Origin of the sequence: Sphingomonas oligophenolica (genome assembly GCF_039522915.1) — a bacterium.
Taxonomy (GTDB): Bacteria; Pseudomonadota; Alphaproteobacteria; order Sphingomonadales; family Sphingomonadaceae; genus Sphingomonas; species Sphingomonas oligophenolica.
In genome coordinates, this window is record NZ_BAAAEH010000040.1 from 106,129 (window position 1) to 124,639 (window position 18,511).

At 58.2% G+C, this 18,511-nt stretch carries 17 protein-coding genes; 16 read left to right on the forward strand and 1 reads right to left on the reverse strand.

The window, feature by feature from the left end:
- Positions 1-93 precede the first annotated feature (93 nt).
- The 15 genes from ABD050_RS20330 (at position 94) to ABD050_RS20400 (ending at position 16,465) form a co-directional block, all read left to right on the forward strand.
- A complete protein-coding gene (locus ABD050_RS20330; RefSeq protein WP_343891329.1) occupies positions 94-684 on the forward strand; it encodes an aldolase/citrate lyase family protein in 591 nt (196 codons plus the stop codon).
- Complete coding sequence (locus ABD050_RS20335; RefSeq protein ID WP_343891330.1) at positions 684-1,394, forward strand: hypothetical protein; 711 nt, start codon at positions 684-686, stop codon at positions 1,392-1,394. Before ABD050_RS20330 ends, ABD050_RS20335 begins: the two co-directional genes overlap by 1 nt.
- On the forward strand, positions 1,384-3,129 hold the full coding sequence (locus tag ABD050_RS20340; protein ID WP_343891331.1) for a thiamine pyrophosphate-binding protein: 1,746 nt from the start codon (positions 1,384-1,386) through the stop codon (positions 3,127-3,129). The genes ABD050_RS20335 and ABD050_RS20340 overlap by 11 nt, the downstream gene beginning before the upstream one ends.
- A gap of 9 nt (positions 3,130-3,138) precedes the next feature.
- On the forward strand, positions 3,139-4,152 hold the full coding sequence (locus ABD050_RS20345) for an NAD-dependent epimerase/dehydratase family protein (protein WP_343891332.1): 1,014 nt from the start codon (positions 3,139-3,141) through the stop codon (positions 4,150-4,152).
- Between the two features lie 95 nt (positions 4,153-4,247).
- On the forward strand, positions 4,248-6,194 hold the full coding sequence (locus ABD050_RS20350; protein WP_343891333.1) for an SLBB domain-containing protein: 1,947 nt from the start codon (positions 4,248-4,250) through the stop codon (positions 6,192-6,194).
- Positions 6,191-7,324 (forward strand): GumC domain-containing protein, encoded by a 1,134-nt coding sequence (locus tag ABD050_RS20355; RefSeq protein WP_343891334.1) that lies wholly within the window; start codon positions 6,191-6,193, stop codon positions 7,322-7,324. Before ABD050_RS20350 ends, ABD050_RS20355 begins: the two co-directional genes overlap by 4 nt.
- Positions 7,317-8,267, forward strand: a complete 951-nt coding sequence (locus tag ABD050_RS20360) for a glycosyltransferase family 2 protein (RefSeq protein WP_343891335.1) — start codon at positions 7,317-7,319, stop codon at positions 8,265-8,267. The genes ABD050_RS20355 and ABD050_RS20360 overlap by 8 nt, the downstream gene beginning before the upstream one ends.
- A 4-nt stretch (positions 8,268-8,271) precedes the next feature.
- Positions 8,272-8,661 carry a GtrA family protein gene (locus ABD050_RS20365; RefSeq protein ID WP_343891336.1) on the forward strand — a complete coding sequence of 130 codons (390 nt, stop codon included), beginning with the start codon at positions 8,272-8,274 and terminating at the stop codon, positions 8,659-8,661.
- A 38-nt stretch (positions 8,662-8,699) separates the two neighbouring features.
- The gene (locus tag ABD050_RS20370) at positions 8,700-10,067 is read left to right on the forward strand and encodes a hypothetical protein (RefSeq protein ID WP_343891337.1); all 1,368 of its coding nucleotides are present in this window, start codon (positions 8,700-8,702) and stop codon (positions 10,065-10,067) included.
- Positions 10,068-10,112: 45 nt separating this feature from the next.
- A complete protein-coding gene (locus tag ABD050_RS20375; RefSeq protein WP_343891338.1) occupies positions 10,113-11,846 on the forward strand; it encodes an ArnT family glycosyltransferase in 1,734 nt (577 codons plus the stop codon).
- 109 nt (positions 11,847-11,955) lie between these two features.
- Entirely contained in the window at positions 11,956-12,114 is a 159-nt protein-coding gene (locus ABD050_RS20380) for a hypothetical protein (protein ID WP_343891339.1), read from the forward strand.
- 272 nt (positions 12,115-12,386) lie between these two features.
- On the forward strand, positions 12,387-13,538 hold the full coding sequence (locus ABD050_RS20385; protein ID WP_343891340.1) for a tyrosine-type recombinase/integrase: 1,152 nt from the start codon (positions 12,387-12,389) through the stop codon (positions 13,536-13,538).
- A gap of 574 nt (positions 13,539-14,112) precedes the next feature.
- Positions 14,113-15,174, forward strand: a complete 1,062-nt coding sequence (locus ABD050_RS20390) for a hypothetical protein (protein ID WP_343891341.1) — start codon at positions 14,113-14,115, stop codon at positions 15,172-15,174.
- Positions 15,175-15,350: 176 nt separating this feature from the next.
- Positions 15,351-15,641: a hypothetical protein gene (locus tag ABD050_RS20395; protein ID WP_343891342.1), complete on the forward strand. Its 291-nt coding sequence runs from the start codon at positions 15,351-15,353 to the stop codon at positions 15,639-15,641.
- Between the two features lie 2 nt (positions 15,642-15,643).
- Entirely contained in the window at positions 15,644-16,465 is an 822-nt protein-coding gene (locus tag ABD050_RS20400) for a formyltransferase family protein (protein WP_343891343.1), read from the forward strand.
- 583 nt (positions 16,466-17,048) lie between these two features.
- Here ABD050_RS20400 and ABD050_RS20405 read toward each other — a convergent pair.
- Positions 17,049-17,948 carry an ArdC family protein gene (locus ABD050_RS20405; RefSeq protein ID WP_343891344.1) on the reverse strand — a complete coding sequence of 300 codons (900 nt, stop codon included), beginning with the start codon at positions 17,946-17,948 and terminating at the stop codon, positions 17,049-17,051.
- 238 nt (positions 17,949-18,186) lie between these two features.
- Here ABD050_RS20405 and ABD050_RS20410 point away from each other — a divergent pair, with 238 nt between their 5' ends.
- Complete coding sequence (locus ABD050_RS20410; protein ID WP_343891345.1) at positions 18,187-18,375, forward strand: hypothetical protein; 189 nt, start codon at positions 18,187-18,189, stop codon at positions 18,373-18,375.
- Positions 18,376-18,511: the final 136 nt, after the last annotated feature.

The window sequence follows — 18,511 nt, forward strand, 5'->3', positions numbered from 1 at the left end:
GTAATGCTCAAAGGCGAGTTCGAGGCGGAAGGCCTGTCGCGCGACAGTGTCGCGGCTGAGGCAGCTTTCGCGGCCCGAAACGGCCTGCCTTACATGGTCAAGATCGGTGGCTGCGAAGCCAAGTCCGACCTGCGCTTCCTGATGATGATGGGAATCCGCAACGTCGTCGCTCCAATGATCGAAAGCCCGTTTGCAATGCGCAAATACCAGGAGATGCTCCCTGAAGGGAGCTTCGACCATGTTGGGGTGACGATCGAGACAATTGATGCAGTCGCTCGGATCGAGGAGATACTCGATGCGGGCGTAAAGCTCAGCGACGTCACCGTGGGTCGCACCGACCTGACGGCCAGCTTTGGCGGATCAGGGGTGGACGCCGACGAAACCGTCACGATGGTCAAGGCCGTGGCGCGTGCGGCCGCCGCGCGCGGCTTGCCGACTACGATGGGCGGATCGGTGAATGCAGGCACGATTTCCCTGCTGCAGAGCGACGACGAGCTGCGCAGCCTTGTCGCGTTTGTCGAGACCCGCAAATGCATCATGCCGGTGGATCAATTCCTGAGCGCAGGGGCACTCGACGCTGCCTTTGTGATCGAGCGCGCCCTGCTGGACATGCAGCTCGCGCACCACGGCAGTATTGCTGCGGCGGCGGAAAAGCGCGTCGAGCAGTTGCGGGCGCGCGGGTGATGGACGTAAAATTCGTCCTCGATTTCGACGGCGTGCTGTTCAACAGCGCGTTCGAGGCCTTCACCGTGGCGAACCGGGCGACCACCGGCCGTGATGGTTTCCGCCAGGATATCGCCTATGAGGAATTCCTCGCCTATCGCGCCGTAGTCACCGACGCATGGCACTATAACCGCCTTTACAGCACCGCTCAGGCGGTCCCCGCGGCAGCACTGCGCGAGGTCGAGCCGACCGACGCAGATTGGGCATTCGCACGCGATTTCTTTGCGGCGCGCGCCGAGATCATGGCCGACCCGGAATGGCCGAAGGTCATGCCTGCCTATGATTTCTTCTTCCTCCTGAAACCGTTGCTTCAGCAATATCCCGACCGCTTCGCCATCCTCTCGACGCGCAATATCCAGTCGATACGAGAAACCCTCGCCTTCCACGACGCTGATGTCGTGCGCGTCTTCGGGCAGGAAGATATCCGCCGGCTCGGCAGCAAGCTCGCGGTGGCCAAGCACGAGCATTGGCTCGATCGCGGCAAGTGGCTGATCGTCTATGTGGACGACATGAACAGCCATCTCGAGCCGTTCGAGGGGCAGATCCACCTGCCCCTGCATGCCAATTGGGGATACGACCATGTAACCCTCGGCAGCCTGTCCGCCAACCAGGTTCATACGATCATTTCTTCCCTGCTGAACATCGCGGAAAGGGCGGCCGATGAAGTATAGTGACCAGATCGGTGCCTGGCTGAAGGCGGCGGGATATACGCATTATTTCTATGTCGGCGGCGGCAATATCATGCATCTGACCGAAAGCCTGGATCGCTATCTTTGCGGCGTGCCGGTGATCCATGAGGTTGCCGCGGGCATCGCCGCGGAATATTTCAATGTCATCGCGGCGCCGCGTAAAGCGCTTGCACTGGTCACTGCGGGTCCTGGCCTCACCAACGCCGTCACCGCTATCAGCGGCGCCTGGCTCGAGAGTCGGGAGCTGCTGGTCATCGGCGGGCAGGTCAAGACAAGCGATCTCGCGCGCCAGCAATTGCGCTCGCGCGGCATCCAGGAAATCGATGGCGTCGAGTTGCTGCGCTCAACCACCAAGCTTGCCTATCGATTCGAGAGACCAATCGACGCGGCCGATTTTCTCGGCCTGATCGAGCAGGGCTGGGCGCCTCGCAAAGGTCCGGTGTTCCTCGAAATGCCGCTCGATGTGCAAGCAGCTACGGTCGAGGAAACCTCGCTTCCCCAGATCCTTCCGCCAGACCTCGATGTCGTTGGGGACGTCGACATAGAACGGATTGTCGCGCTCTATCAGGCCGCGCAGCGCCCGGTGCTGTTGGTTGGCGGCGGCGTCGACTACGACACGGCAGAGCAATTGCGCGACCGCATCGCCACACTCGGCATACCGGTGATGACGACCTACAATGCGGCCGACCGGTTCGACGGTGACGCAGCGAATTATCTTGGTCGACCTAACACGTGGGGGCAGCGGAGCTCCAATATTCTGATCCAGCAATCTGACCTGATCATTGCGCTGGGGACGCGGCTAGGATTGCAGCAGACTGGCTTCAACTGGCAGGAATTCGGCCGCGCGGCTCAGATCGTTCAGGTCGAGATCGACCCTTGTGAGCTGAACAAGGGTCATCCGCGAGTCGACCTGGCCTTCGCCGCCGACGCCAACGATTTCCTTGAGCGCTTCGTGGCCGCTGACCTTCCCCGTAAAGACGCGTGGTTGCGCGAGGCGCGACATCTGCGCGATGCCGTGCCGCGCGTCGAGGACGTCAATCACACCGGTGCGGACTATATCTCGCCCTATGACTTCATCGTTCGCCTCGAGGCGCTGACAACGCCGGATGATCTGATCATACCCTGTTCGAGCGGGAGTGCGTTCACTCTGTCGATGCAGCTCTACAAGCAGAAGCTTGGACAGCGGATGATCACTAACAAGTCGCTCGCGTCGATGGGCTATGGTCTGGCAGGTGCGATCGGTGCGGCGATTGCCGGCGCCCCGCGGCGCACGATCCTGATCGAGGGCGATGGCGGGTTCGCGCAGAATATGCAGGAACTCGGCACCGTCGCGATCAACAATCTCAATCTCAAGATCTTCATTTTCGACGATCAGGGCCATGCCTCGATCCGCATGACGCAGCGGACCTATTTCGAGGGCAAGTATCTCGGCTGCGATATCCGGTCGGGCCTCGGTCTGCCGAACTGGGAGAAACTGTTCAGCGTCTGGGACATCCCGGTGATGCGCTTGCCGCTCGATTTTACCGCGGACCCCGATTTCCGGGCGCGCCTGGCCGCAACCGGTCCCTGCGCCTTCATAGTGCCGATCGATCCGGAGCAGACCTATTTTCCCAAGATCAGCAGCCGCATAACGGTCAGCGGTTCGATGGAATCGAACCCGATCGATCGGATGACGCCGGACGTCGACTATCTCGCGCGAACTCAGGTCTTGGACTGAGCGCTGCCAATGGTCCTTGTCCCGGATCTCGATCGTCAACGGGCGAAATTCGCGCCGCCGGCGCGTCGCGCGTTGCTGGGCGATGATCGCCGCATCATCATTGTCGGCGCGCGCGGGTGGATCGGGCGCACGGCAGTGACCCTCCTGCATGAGGCGCTGGGTCCGGCGGCTTTTGCCAGACGGGTGCATTGTTTCGGATCCCAGGCTGGTCCAGTCTTCGCCGGCCCGCTTGAGGTGCAGCAACGCGCGCTTGGCGATCTTGCCACACTGGATCGCCGCCCTACGCTGCTTCTCCACCTCGCCTTCCTGACCATGGACAGCTATGCGACGATGGATGCCGGCGAGTATGTAAACGCCAACCGCGCCTTGTCACGTTCGGTATTCGACGCCCTGACGCAGATCAACGTCGACCGTCTGTTCGTCGCGTCCTCGGGGGCGGCGGCGTTTGCCGACGATGCAGATGCGGCCGAAGGCATGCGCTGCTACGGCCTGCTGAAACGCGAAGACGAAACGAAATTCGCTGCCTGGGCTACCGAAATGCCAGATGCTCGGCGTGCGGCGATCGGAAGAATCTACAGCCTGTCCGGTCCATATATCAATAAACACGAAACATATGCACTCGCCAGCTTCATACTCGATGCGTTGGCAGGCCGGCCGATCGAGGTGCGCGCGCCAATGCGCGTCATGCGTAGTTACACCGCAGTGCGCGAATTGCTCTCGCTGGTCTTTTCCTGCCTTCTGGCGCGGGACGGCGACTCAGTACTGCGCTTCGATACCGGCGGTGAGGGACTTGAGCTGGGCGAAGTGGCGACCGTGGTCGCGAATACGCTCGGCGGGGAGGTCGTACGCCGAGCCGTGCAGGATATGGCGGCAAACCGCTACTTCGGTGACGGGTGCGGTTGGTCCGCATTGCTTGAACATCATGGCATCGAACCGCTGGCGTTGGCTGACCAGATTCTGGAAACCGCCGCTTATCTCGCTCGCCAGGCCGCATTGAAGTCGACTACCGTAGACGGCCTCTGAGGAGCTCGGCGGAGACGTAGCCAGGCGCGACACTTGTTTTGAAATGTTTTGAAATCGATCCTCCGCAGCGGATCTGAGTTAGGGGTTACGAGAAAGTGGCATTTGCCAAGATATCTGTGAGCGGAGGAAAAGCCGCGATCGCCGGGATTTGGCTGAGTCTGGCGTCGGCTGGTTTCGCGCAAGTCACCAACGTACCGAGCGGATCGCCGCTTGCTCCTGATGGGACGACCTCGCCGCCGTCGGCCACAAACTCTCAGTCGAATTTGCAGACCGGCAACAACGGTGGCAACAATCCGTTTGCCGACAACGGGACCATCGGCTCGCTCGACGTCAGCGAAAAGAATCAGAATAACCCGCTGACGCTCGAGCAGATTCTCTCTGCAAAGGGTGCAACCGCAGACAAAGCTGACAATGTCATCAAGAAACCGCCGGAGCCGGGCGAGTTCGAGAAGTACATCGAAGCGTTATTGGGACGGAAGGTGCCGCTGTTCGGGACCAAGCTGGTACTGCCGGCGTTGCGCGATTTCGCTGCTCCGGCAACCGCTACGGTGCCGCCCGATTATATCGTGCAGCCGGGCGATACTATTGACGTCGCCCTGTCAGGCTCGCTTGACGGATCGGTTGAGCGTCAAGTCGACACCAACGGCAAGATCTTCCTGACCGGAGTTGGTGCGGTTCGTGTGGCAGGCGTGCGGAATTCCGACCTCCATGACATTGTCGCGCGTGCGATCGGCACCAAGTTTCGCGGCTTTACCGCATCGGTGACGATTACCAAGCTGCGCGGTATCCGTGTCTACGTGACCGGCTTGGCCAACAATCCAGGCGCCTTCACGGTCAGCAGCCTCTCCACGCTTGCCAATGCGGTATTTCAGGCAGGTGGCCCCAACGGGGGCGGCAGTTGGCGGGCGATAAAGCTTTATCGCAATGGACAGCAGGTCGCGGATTTCGACCTGTACCAGTTGATGCGCGGAGGCAGCCGGGTCAACGACGTTCAATTGCAGAACGAGGACGTCTTGTTCATTCCGCCCGCGGGGCCGCAGGTGGCAGTGATCGGGAGCGTTCACGAAGAGGCAATCTACGAGGCCAAGCCGGGCGAGAGCGTCGCCGACATGCTTGCCGCCGCCGGTGGGGCGAACACAGTGGGCGATCCGACGCACTTCGTGCTCTATCAGACGGGCGATCCCGAGCGGGCTGGCCCGCAATGGCTGGCAAGCTCGGTCGCGACGGGTACGCCGATCGGGGCGGGGGACATCATCCAGATCCTGTCGACCGGCACCCTGGCAATGCCGATCGCGCAGCAAAAAGTTCTGGTCCGGATCGAGGGCGAAGTCCAAAAACCGGGTGTATATTACGTCTCGCCCGGTACGACATTTGCGGATATTGTCGGCCAGGCTGGCGGCCTGACGTCGAAAGCTTACGCTTTCGGTGCGAAATTCACGCGTCAGTCGGTGAAAATTCAGCAGCAAGAGAGCTTCAAGGAAGCTCTCGATCAGTTGGAAATCTCACTGGCCGCTGCACCGCTTAACCAGGATCCGACGCTCGCCTCGGGCGACCGGGATGCCCAGCGCGCAGCCGCGCGCGCAGTTCTCATGCGGTTGCGCGAGGCCAAACCCGACGGACGCGTGGTTCTGGGAATCGCGCCCGGCGCCACGAGCTTGCCCGGGAGGGTCGTGCTTGAAAACAACGACGCGATCTACATCCCCCCGCTGGCATCGACGGTGGGTGTCTTCGGTGCAGTATATCGTCCCTCCTCATTCCTTGTCGACGCTGACCATAACGCACGGCGCGTTAGGGACTATATCGACCAGGTCGGCGGCAGTTTGCCCTCCGCGGATAAGGGGGGCATCTTTGTGGTGCGTGCGAGCGGCGAAGTCATCCCGAAGAAACGCGGCGCGCTGAATGCTAGGGTGCTGCCCGGCGATGTTATCTTTGTGCCGGTGCGTACCCAGCCAAACCTGTTCTGGGCCCATTTGCGCGACCTAACATCGACTCTATTTTCATTCGGATTGAGCGCGGCTACCATCGTGGCGGTGACGAAATGACGCCGCGGCACAGCGCGGTGGGCACATTGGCTGGCTGGAATTTGTTGGCGCGGTTCCGCAATCGGGCACTCGCTTTCGGCGTAGCGATTGCGGTTTGTCTTGTGTTGACGTTTTTTCCGCAACGTTTTCGAGCCGAGGCACTTCTTGCGCCGACCGACCCCAGCAGCTTGGGGCTGAGCGGTACGCTTGGGCAGCTCGGCGCCTTAGGAAGTGTCTTCGGCAATCAGGCCGCAATCGAGGTCGCGCTTCGTGTAGCGGACAGCGGCGAAGTGCGGCAGCATGTCATTGTTGATGCAAAGCTGCAGACGCGCATGGGGATGACGCCCCTTCAATTGCAACGCTGGCTGCGTCGCCACTTAGATGTTCGGTCGTTGCGAGGCGGAATCATTCAAGTCGATCTTGACGATACCGATCCAAGGCTCGCGCAAGATATTGTCGCCGCCTTCACTAATTCCCTGCAGCGCCGGCTGGGCGAAATCAGTCGACAACAGACGTCATATAAGCGCCAGATTCTGGTGAAGTTGGTACGCGATGCCTCCGACGGACTCGCCTTGGCGCAGGCCAATTACGACGATTATCGGCTCAAAAGCCAAGATGCTGTGCCCGAGCTCCAGACCGGTAGCGTCGCCGGTCGGATCGCGCAGCTGGAAGCGGGAATCAAGGGCAAACGCATTGCTCTATCGCTTGCTCGCCAGATGTATACTGACGAGAATATTATGGTAAAACAGATACTAGCCGAGATTTCGGCGATGCAGCAGCAGCTTTATGAAGTAAAGGAAACTAATACGCAATCAAACCAAAGTGTTGGCGGTGTTGTAGCAAGTACGAGTAAGCTATATCGATTGCAGAGAGAGCTTGGCCTTCAGCGGGCGCTCTATGATAGCTATATGCGTTTTTTGCAAGGTACTTCGGTCGAAGACTTGGCCTCGACCGCCAACATGCGTGTATTGGAGCCGCCGCATATCGATGCCGAACGGCAGCATTGGTTTCCCGCGATGGCAGTCGGAATCGCGCTCATCCTATTGTGGGCGATCGTTGAGTTCTATCGTCTCCGCCCACCACTAGGTGCCCCGATCGCATCGGAAGAACGCCGCCCGATGAGCGGCGCGCGCGAGGGCGAGCATGCGTAATCGAGCTCAAGGCGTGCCCGAAATCTCGGTCGTCCTGGCCTGTCGCAACGAAGAGGACAATGCGGTGGCTATCGCAGCCGCGGTCATCGAGAAACTTGATCCGATAGTCGAGAGCTTCGAGCTGATCTTCATCGACAATGAATCGCAGGATGGCACGGTAGAGATCGTGAAAGGTATGTGCGCACGCGATCCGCGGATTCGGCTGATCGTTAACACGCGCAATTTCGGCCAGATGCGGTCGCCCACGCATGGGATCTATCAAGCCGCCGGGCAGGCGGTGATCTCGATGTGCTCGGACTTTCAGGATACGCCGGATCTCTTGCCCGAATTTGTCCGGCGCTGGCGTGCCGGCAGTGATATCGTGCTCGGCGTGCGTCAAAGCGAGAAATCTGGCGCCATCCTGACCTTCATGCGTGGGTTGTCCTATCGCCTTCAGAAACGCTTCGGCGACTATGCGATAATTCCCAACGCAACCGGCTTCGGCATCTATGATCGCCGTGTGGTAGAAGCGATCCGGGCGCTGAACGAGCCGGAGCCGTTCTTCCGCGGCCTGCTGGTCGAGACCGGCTATGCCATCGAGACGATCCCCTTCAAGCGCCCGCCGCGCGCAGGCGGCAAATCGAACAACAACTTCTTTACCCTGCTCGACTTTGCGCTCAACGGCCTTGCAGGATCCTCAAAGAAGCTGTTGCGTGCGCCGCTCTACGTGGCGTTCTTGATTTCGCTGCTGACACTCACCTGCCTAGTCGGCGCAACGGTTGCGGCGTTCACCGGTCATTCCTGGCAACTATGGCTGTTCGCTGCGATGCTCGAAGGGCAGTTCGGTCTACTGTTCCTGTTTTTGGGGCTTCTAGGTGTTCAGGTGGCCCTCGTGTCGGAACGCACGCGCAATCAACCCCTTGTGATCGAACGTGAACGTGTCAACTTCCCGGACGGAGCCTGACGTAATGTTCGAGTGGAAGTCTATCAAGGAGTGGAAAAGACTATTTCGCTATTATCAGGCCGGGCTGCTCAATATGGCCTTTGGTTTTGGCCTGTACGCACTTTTCGTGCGACTGGGAATGAACATATACGTAGCTCAGATTTTGAGTCACTTCATGGGAGTGACTTTCAACTATTTCACATATAGCCGATATGCGTTTGTCGGCCACACTGGAAAGCGGCTTCGTTTCATTATCTCATACGTAATTAATTACGTATTTAACTTAATTTCTCTTGCTGCAATGGCTGTGATATTAAAATCGCCCTATATTGCCGGCTTGATCGCGACTATTTTAGTTTCTTTTGTAAACTATTTCGTACTAAAGCGCTTGGTATTCCGTGAGCGCATCGCTTAATGCAAAAGTATAAAATTTTCCGTGCGCTTGAGCACGTTATGGCACTGGCGATAGTGATCGCCCTTGTCTATGATTTTTGGTACTTTTTTACGTATAAATACTTTCCGCAACCGTTCTTCTACGACATTGGCGATACGTGGATGGACTGGTTCAACCCGGCATATTGGTCGCACGTTCCCGGAGCCTATGATTCCTATCGGACCATCTATCCGCCTCTGACTTATGTCATCCTGAAGGCAATAACTTGGGGACCGTGCTATCCCGGCGCGCAAGGCGGCTGGGCACGCGAATGCGATGCCATGGGCATCATTTCTCTGCATTTGGTCTACGTCCTCTGCATTGTGCTCACAGCGCGTACCTTGCTTAGGGTTGACCGCCGCACCGCGCTGCCCCGCTCCCTCGCGATTTCGCTCGGGTTGCCGATGCTTTGGGCACTCGACCGGGGGAATGTGATCCTCATTACGTACATCTTCATGCTACTTGCTTATGGACCATTGCTGCAAAGCGCCCGCCTGCGCTGGCTGTTCGCGGGTCTGGCGGTCAACATGAAGGTCTATCTGATCGGCACAGTCGCCGCACAGCTCCTTCATCGCCGCTGGCGGTGGGCGGAAGGGGCGCTTGTCGCCTCGGTCTTGGTCTATCTCGTCACATACGCGCTGTTCGGCTCCGGCAATCCGGTGGAAATTTACCACAATATCACAGACTATGCCGATGGCCTGGTCATCAATAACCCACTCGACATCTGGATGGCCTCGACACTGCTGCCGTTGCAGCAATTGACGCACTCGGACGTTTTTCCCACCTTGCTCGTGCTCGGCTCCAGGCTGACGACTCTGATCGACACACTGGTCCCGCTCATCATGCACTCTGCTCAGGCGATCATTATGATCGGGGCATTCGCCTGCTTCCTACGCCCCGAAGTGGTCCCGCGCAGTCGCATGCTGGTCCTGAGCGTCGGCTTGGCTGTCATTTCGACTGAAGTCAGCGGCTACACCGAGATCATCGTCCTATTGTTCACTTTCATGGAGCCGGCGCGTGGCTTTCTGCGGCGCTACGCGCTGGTGGCGGCATACCTCGTCTGCATTCCCTTCGACATCAACATCGACTCCCTTCCACCGCTCGCCAAGGAGTCTTTCTTTTTCGGCACCGGTGTGATCGTCGAATATGTTGTTCAACTGGGGCCATTCATCCGCCCGTTGGCAACGCTTTCCATCCCGGTCTCGTTGGCACTGCTGACGATTATCGACGTTTGGCGTGACATCCGGCTTCAGGGGTGGGCGGGGCGTTGGCGCTTTCGTCATGATGTGCCGCTCCTGCCTTCCGTCCTGCCACCGCTGCGGCCCACCCGAGCGGAGGTTGCACGCGTTGGCGAAAACGCTCCCAGACCCGCAAACGCGACAGCCTGATCCGCAATGGGTCGAACGGATCAGTCTCGGTCGTGGCGTGTCACTATGGCAATATTGCTGGTGGCGTTAGCGCTGCGGCTGCACGCAATCTCATTCGGCCTTCCCGCGTTGAACGACCCGGATGAACTGATGTTCGAACTCGGCGCGGTCCGCATGCTGCGCGGCGCGACGCTCAATCCGGGTTGGTTCGGCCATCCGGCGACCACCACCATGTATGTCTTGGCGTTGATCGACGTAGGGGTGTTCGGTGTGAACTGGCTGACTGGCTCGGTCTCCGGGCCAGCCGGTTTTGTCCAGGCGATCTGGGCCAATCCTGGTCTCGTCATTCTGCCCGGTCGGGTGATGATCGCCTTGTGCGGCGTGCTCACCGTCGCATTGACCGCCCGGTTGGGCGAGCGCCTGTTCGATCGCCGTACGGGTTTGGTCGCGGCGGCGTTCCTGGCGATCGACCCCGTTCATATACTCTGGTCGCAGGTCATTCGCTCTGACATCATGGCCAGCATATTCCTTATGCTGTGCCTGCTTGCCACGCTCGAGGTCGCGCGCGAGGGAAAGCGGCGCGACACGCTGCTGGCCAGCCTGTGGCTCGGTCTTGCCGTGGCGACGAAGTGGCCCTTCGCCGCCGCCGGCCTCGGCATGGCAGGCGCGGTGATGATGCGGATCGTCAATGATGGCAGGGCGCGGGATCGCGAGCTGCGCCGGTTTCTTCTGTTCGGAAGTGCGGCCCTCGCCACCCTCGTCATTGTGTCGCCGTTCCTGCTGATCGACTATCCGACCGTCTTGCGCAATCTTGCGGGAGAAGTGCGGCCGTATCACCTCGGGGCAACGGGGGGCTCCCCTTTGTGGAACCTCGGCTGGTATCTTGCGAATCCCTTGCGCAAGGGACTTGGACTGGCCGGCCTGGCGCTAACCCTGGTCGGGTCGGTGCTCGCCTCCCGACATCGGGAGGCACGGGCCATTCTCGGTCCGCCGGCGGCGGGTTTCCTGATCATGCTGCTTGCGCAGAGGACGGTTTGGGATCGCTGGGCGCTCCCGCTCTTGCCGATTTTGACGATCGTCGGGGCCTGGGGAGCGGTCTGGCTTATCGACAAGCTCATGTTGAATCGGGCGCGAGGTTGGAAAAATGCCGTCGCGCTGGTCCTGGCCATCTCCGCTGGCGGGCCGTTGCTGATGACAGATATCGCGCAGGGCCGGGAGCGGCTGAACGACACGCGTCAGCAGGCATCGCGCTGGGCGGAGGCGCATATTCCCCCCGGCAAGAGCGTCCTGCTTGAGCACTTCGCCTTCGATCTAGTGAGGCGGCCCAATATTTTCCTGTTCCCCGTCGGGGTCGCGGGTTGCCTTGACGCCATGTCGCTCATCAAGGGCAGGATCGGCTATTCCACCATCGACAAGCTTCGTCAGGCCCGGTCGAATATCGACATCGGGACAGTGGCGCACGACAAATTGGGAACCTGTCGTGCCGATTATGTGATTACCACTCAACTGGATCGCTATGATGCGGAGCGGCAACGCTTTCCGGAAGAATATGCGCAATATCGGGCATTATTGGCAGACGCCCGACAGGTTGCAGTATTCGCCCCGCACACAGGCGAAGTCGGTGGTCCGGTAACGCGGATATTCATGCTCGATCGACAAGTCGGAACGCCGGATAAGGTCGCGGCCTTATGCCAGGATTCGAGATCGCAGGTTTGCGGGCTAGCGGGCAACCGCGGTAGTGAAGCGAGCCGGCAAACGGTTGGAGTTTACCATGCCGAGCTCGCTCGCCGTGGACCTTGACCCGCCCAGGCCGCAACGGTGACGCGTCCGCACCCCCTCCATGCCGCACCTCAAAATGCACATGGGCGCGCGCCGCCTCAGTTGTGTAACCTTGTCACCCTGAGTATAGATGAAAGAACAACCGATTGTTCGAGTGGCGCTTGTGAAACCAGAGAATTTATCCGACGATGAGCTGATCGCTGCTTTCGAGCGCGCCAACAGCGATGGGGACGACGCCGAAGCCAACTCGCTGTTTGCTGAGATTCGCCGCCGACAGCTAGATATCTGAGCTGGCTCGGCGCCCGTTCCTGATCCATTGGGGCGCGTCTGCCAAGCGAACGCGACACTTCCGAAAGCGGTCATGCGCTCGAGGCTTGACGATGGTGCCGGTTGCAGGCAGCGGGCGGCATTCTCATCGCTCCACATACCTGCTCATTTTCTCTTATTTTCAAAGCATTGTGGAAAATCCCTTTCTCATGTCAGCTCATCGCAGAACACTTGATCTCAACATCAAGGGTGGTCTAAAAGGTGGACTGAAAAAGGCTTTGGAGCTCGGTTCCTGTGCGCCACAACGTCCTCACGCAAATGTCCGCCAAAGCCCTCGATCGCGGGAAGCATGCTGACGGCCAGGGGTTATGGCTCGTAAAGCGCGATAAGGTTTTCGGAAAATGGACGCTGCGCCTGGTGGTGTGCGGCACGCGTCGCGAGATGGGGCTTGGTAGGTGGCCCGATGTCTCAATAGCAGAGGCGCGTGATCGCGCCGCAGTCGCGCGAAAATCTTTACGCGATGGCAGCGATCCGATTGCCGATCGTCGGAAAGCAAAACGGACAATCCGAAAACTGACGCTTCGTGAGGCGATCGACGGATGTTTCGAGGCGAAGAAGGCAGAACTGAAACGCGACGGCGACGCGGGTCGGTGGATGTCACCCCTCAATGTGCATATCATTCCCAAGCTGGGCGAGGTCCCCATCGAGGACGTTGACCAGCACCAACTCATCGATGTTCTGCGGCCGATTTGGCATGACAAGAGCGATTCCGCGCGGAAGGCGCTCAATCGCCTCAACATGACGCTCAAACACGCTGCGGCACTTGGGCTCAATGTCGATCTGCAAGCACCCATGAAAGCGCGGGCGCTTCTCGGAAAGCAGCGGCACACCGCTGAGCACATTCCGTCGCTTCCGTACGCTGATGCTCCCGCCTTCTATGCGTCGCTCGTCCGGTCTGAAGGCATTGCGGCGCTTGCGCTTCGGTTTCTCATCCTGACCGTCGCCCGCACCAGCGAGGTGCGCTGTGCGACCTTCGACGAGTTTGAGGCGGACATCTGGAACCTGCCGGCGGCCCGCACCAAGACCGGCAGAGATCGTCGCATCCCCCTGACCGGAGAAGCTGTCGCAATCGTCGCCAAGGCTCGCAGCCAGGGCAATGGCGAGTATTTGTTTCCTTCGATGGGAGGAAAACCGCTTTCTGACGCCGGTATGGCCGCCATTATGAAACGACAAAGTCTGACGGCACGGCCCCACGGTTTTCGCGCAACATTTCGTACGTGGGTCGAAGAGAAGACCGATACGCCCTTTGAGGTGAAGGAAAGCGCGCTCGGACATGTCGTCGATTCTGATGTGGTGCGGGCATATCAGCGCTCCGACCGGTTCGAGCGTCGGCGAGCGCTTATGCTATTGTGGGAGCAATATCTTGTTCACGCTGAAATAGCATGATTTCGGCAAGCCCATGATCAATAGCCTCGGGCCTGGATTCCTCGTCGTCGTGGCTGAGGCTTGGAAGGCTGCTGCACTACCATTGTGCTATACCCGCAAATCAATAGCTTAGCGTCTTTTCCGTCCGTCCGTGGCTCTTTTCTGGCTCTCGGGTCGGTCAGGCTGACCTATCGACTCGGGCCCTCCTTATCAAATCCGTTGCCGATGTGAAGGTCTCTAAGTCTCGCGTTCGCAATCAACAGGCAGGGGAGCGGCGCAGCAATTCCGCCTGAGGCCCAAATCAGCGGCTCACGACACAAAAAATCGGGGCTCCCTAAGGGCTGATTGCTGGGCAAATACGACCAAGTTCCTTGAGCGCTTTCGGCGACAGCCACACGAAGAATTCCATCTCAAACTTTGAACTGGGAAAATGGCCAACCCGAAGTTATGGTACGAACACCCAAGAGATTATAGTTGTATGGTCGTATGGTAGCCACCTGAGAGAGGCTTCGTCAATTGAGAGCCGTTGTCTTAAAATTGCCTAAGCCCTGCCGGCCCACAAAGGTGCCCTGATAAAGGAGTGGAGGGACATGCCATGCCGAAGATGACCGGAAGGTCGGTTTCCGATCGTTCATCCCGTCGGGTGACGCGCATGACGGATCTTGAAATTGGCATTGACGATCCTGGCCGCTTTAGTGACCGCCATAAAAGAATTTTGAAGGCGGCGCTGTCGGCTGTCTGCGCTGCTTTCATCCTGTGGCTGTTCGCAACCGCAAACTACGATATCTCGAAGGTAGGTTCCATTGCTCTCAGCCCCGCTGGGCTCGCGTTCATCGCGCAGGGAATTATGAGTATGGTCCTCGGCGTCACATCTGCTGTGTTCTTTGGCGCCATTGAGAATAGGTACTCGAGGAGTAGGCTTGAAAAGATTTATCAATCTGGCCCGATCGATCTGATAAAGGACGTGTTAGGATTGATTCGAGTTAAGGGACAAAAGGGGTTCGTTTACGGAGAAACGATAGAGTATATACTTATGCCAAATAAGCATGATGAGTTTCTCACAATGCGAGTTCAATTCTCCTATAGTAAAACGCTCGCTAGCAGGGATCTTCTATTTAGAGTATTCACTCTTAAGACCTCCGACGATCAAATGGCATTCGTGAGAGATCAATCTGCCGTAGATGCATTGTACGAAACTAGTGAGTTATTTTTTCACGTGCCGGACGCGGAATTGCGAGAGCGCTTTGGCGACGAAGCGGTCGATGCCACATATGCATTTCTATTTCTACGAATAGCTGGCGTAAATACTGCGCCCACACCGGTGCCGGGCGATCCAACGCTGTTGTTCTGCCGCGTTCCACAGACCCACGATTTATCGCAGCCGGTCCATCTAGAATACGCCTTCCAGTACGCTGTGCCAAAATCCGATATAGTTTTTGGTCTTGCGGAATGCTTGACTAAAGGGTTGACGATTAAGTTCGTGCGGGATGGCGCCCTAGCGGGAAAGATCGAAGCGGAGGCGTACGAAATTATAACAGCAGCACACGGGAATCCGGCTATCAACGAGGATCCGCCCGGCACCCACCTCATTAAACACGATGGTTGGGTCATTCCGAAGAGTGGTGCCGTATTCCACTGGTGGCCAATCGAGCAGTGACAACTACTTGTGTTCGAGCGGCCCTGTCGTGCATCGCAGAGCATTTGGGAACGCCAGGTCCAAAACACGATTCGTTCTGTCGTGCCGTGCGAGATATGCGGGATTCGCGCGTCCACCTTCTGGGCTGCACTCATGTGCTTACGCGCTTTACGCCAACAGCATTGTGTATGAGGTATATGGCAGCCGTACCTTTTGTAGGTAAGGACTGCTTTGGCTCAGAGATCGTGAACAATGCAAAGAACGGCAGGACCTTCGCAATCGCGGTATTATCCACCGCGCCTTCATTTTACAACATACCGGAATCTTGGAGTCATGTGATAGCTCGATTATACGAAGGGGAGTCCTTTGAAATGTTTGACTCTCTGAAGTATGATGCTGATGTGAATGCTTATCTGTCGAGAGAACTTGATTCATTTTACGGCAACATAGACGCTATTAGCGTGATGTTTTATTTGAAAGAAATATAGTCATGAAAATAGCTTATTTCGGATTTGACTTCTTTGTGGAAGCGCTAGACGCAATTCTAGGTGACGGACACAACCTGGTTCACGTGCAGACCTTCGACGTTGATGGAAAGTTTATTAATCGGAATGGTCAGCTGGTGGGCCTCGCCGAGCGCGAGGGTTCACCGATTGCGTATGGCCCGGTCGGCGTTTCGATATTGGAAGGCTTACGTAGCGCCGGCTGTGATGTTGTGTTGGTGATGGGTTTTCCATTCAAGATTCCCGTAATTGAAGGCTTAAGAATGGTAAACTTGCATCCAACCCTTTTGCCGCAGGGCCGTGGCCCGTTCCCCATCCCTTGGCTTATACTTCATCACCCAGAGTACTCAGGATTGACGCTTCATAAGGTTACTGAAGAAATGGATAGAGGAGCTATCCTCGTTCAAAGCGCGGTGCCTGTTACTGAATTGGAAGCTTTAGACTCGCTTTGCGCGAAATTGCAAATGAAGGCGGTTGAAATCCTGCCCACGGCGCTCAGGAATTTTGACGATCTCTGGAAGAATGCAGCGGATCAGGGCCCTGGCGGAACATACTGGAAGGCGAGCGAAGCAGATTGGCAATTGCCCTGGGAAAAAGGATGGTCGGCCGTAGTACGTACCGCCCGAGCCTTCGGGGCTTTCGAAAGCGAGGCCATTATAGACGGCAAGGCATGGTCTGTCACAGACGCGACTGGTTGGGACGCAGAACATTCCTTCCCGCCGGGGTTCTTGGTGCATCGCATGGCGGGCGACCTCGTTGTTGCTGCGCGGGATGGATTCGTGTTATTGAGAAACCCGACTTGTGAGTGAGTTATTGACATGACGCTTCGATACGCTCGTTTTATTGCAGCAGTACAAGTGCTTAGCGATATGGGTTGCGGAGGAGGGCCGCGGACTAAGGCGGCGCCTCGCCTGATGGGGCAGCACGCGGAGGGTTTCCGCTTTCATCGGTTTAAGTAGATCAACATATCGCTGTAGCTTAACGCGTCGGTCCCCTCGCTTGGTCGAGTTTGGTTGAACCGCGGTTTTCCGCGCCTAACCAAGGTCGTCTCGCGGCGTTCCCGGCGGCGTGTTCAGCCGAGACTCGTAGCTGGTGCTCGCAGAGCCTCAAACATCGGAGCCAAGCTCAAGCGTAAGTTTCGGTCATTGTCTAGCCGCCTTCGGTAGTCGGCAGCATTCGCGTTGCAGGAAGCCCCGGTAACTGGAGTTCCAGCGCGGCCCCAAAGATCCCTGCATCAAGGCCTTGGGACCGAGCCGCAAGCACTGCTGGATGAGCACGTTCAAAGTAGCGGCTGGCTGACGTGGGGGGACTTCGAGCTCCTCGTACCGCTCGCGGTGACGCAAATGGACACCTCTGAGAAGAACAGCCTCCCTTTGGGGAGGCTGTGTGAGGTCACCAATCGCTTGTGGACGCCATTTCGTGCAAATAGGTGGCCGCCTGATTTGCGAGCCGGGAGGCAGTGAAAATCGCGCGCGCGTCATTCTTAAGTAGCTGCAGCCAGTGCGCGACATAGGCGGCATGGTCGGGTCGCGGCTGGTTGCTCACCCCCAGGTCGGCGCACAAGAATGCGGCGCCGATTTCCGCCACCAACTCTTCTGCGGGGACCTCATCCTTCGAAAGTCCCTCGCCAAAACGCGCAAGTCGATGCCGGGCGCCTGCCCAATGAACAAGCTCATGAAGTAACGTGGCGCTGTACGCTTCTGTCGCGGAGATCGTTGTCGACCCAATGAACCGAGAGCGTTCGGGCATTTCAATATAGTCGTCCGTGATGTGATAGCAGGCGATGCTTCCGCCGCGATGGACCAGTGCCTTGGTCGCGGCGATGAACGTCTCGACCGATTCCGTGGTTTGGGCATCCCCATATGATCTGGAAGGAGCCGGCGGCTGCCAGCCTGCGACCTGATCAGCGTTGAAGACTCGCGAGGCGCGGGCAACAAGTCGTACCGACGTTGGTTCGCCTTCAGCAGGCTCGCCTTCGATCCTCTTGAAGAAGACAATTGTTGAGCCCTCGGCGCCCTTTACCACCTGTGCGCCCGCGTGCTGCCATTGCCTGTACGAAGCCCAATATCCGCTTCGATACCCGCTCAGATCTGCCTGGGCCCAAAGGGCCAGAACATTGATGCCGTGATATTCCATCTGGGTCAGCGCGTTCTGGGGCTTGGCGATGGCAACACCGTCGTCGTGCCAGGGCATGACGAACTCACCGGCCCCGGCTTCGATGGCGGCGATGATGCTGTCAGTGACGGCGCGATATACGTCGAACCGAGAGTGTGAAAGAACTTCAGCAGTCATATCTTCCTCCTGCGCAAGGCGGGAGAGCCGCACGATCGCGGCGCTCCAGAGTGCGCGGGAGGGTCTGGAATCAGTGTGAAGCAGGCGGCGGAAGCCGACACGACGTCACTTTATGCGTCGTTGCATGTGCGCAGGGACTTGGGGACGTTAGGGACGTGTTCGGGCACCGACGCACGCGATCATCGGCGTCAACCACGAATAAAGTGACGCCGTGCCGAGCTTGGCTTGAAGCGAGAGAATGAACGGCATCATGGCCTTATCCGAAGCCAGCCTCGACGAATTCATCGACATATACGAGCGCGCCGAAGGTGAGCGCCTTCCGCGCGAGGAAGCTCGGGAGATCGCGAACAACCTGGTCAACCTGTACCGCCTCATCATGCGGCCTCCTCCAAACGAGCAGGCTCAAACTGCTCTCGAAGCGTCCTGAGGCCCGCGAGCAATTCGGTCGCATTCGGTGCGCCAGCTGCTTCGGTGATGCCGTGAAGGAAGCGTTCGGCCTCGGCGATCACGTCAGGTGAAAAAGTTCGAACTTCCTCCACGACTCCCAGCAAATATGCATCAGG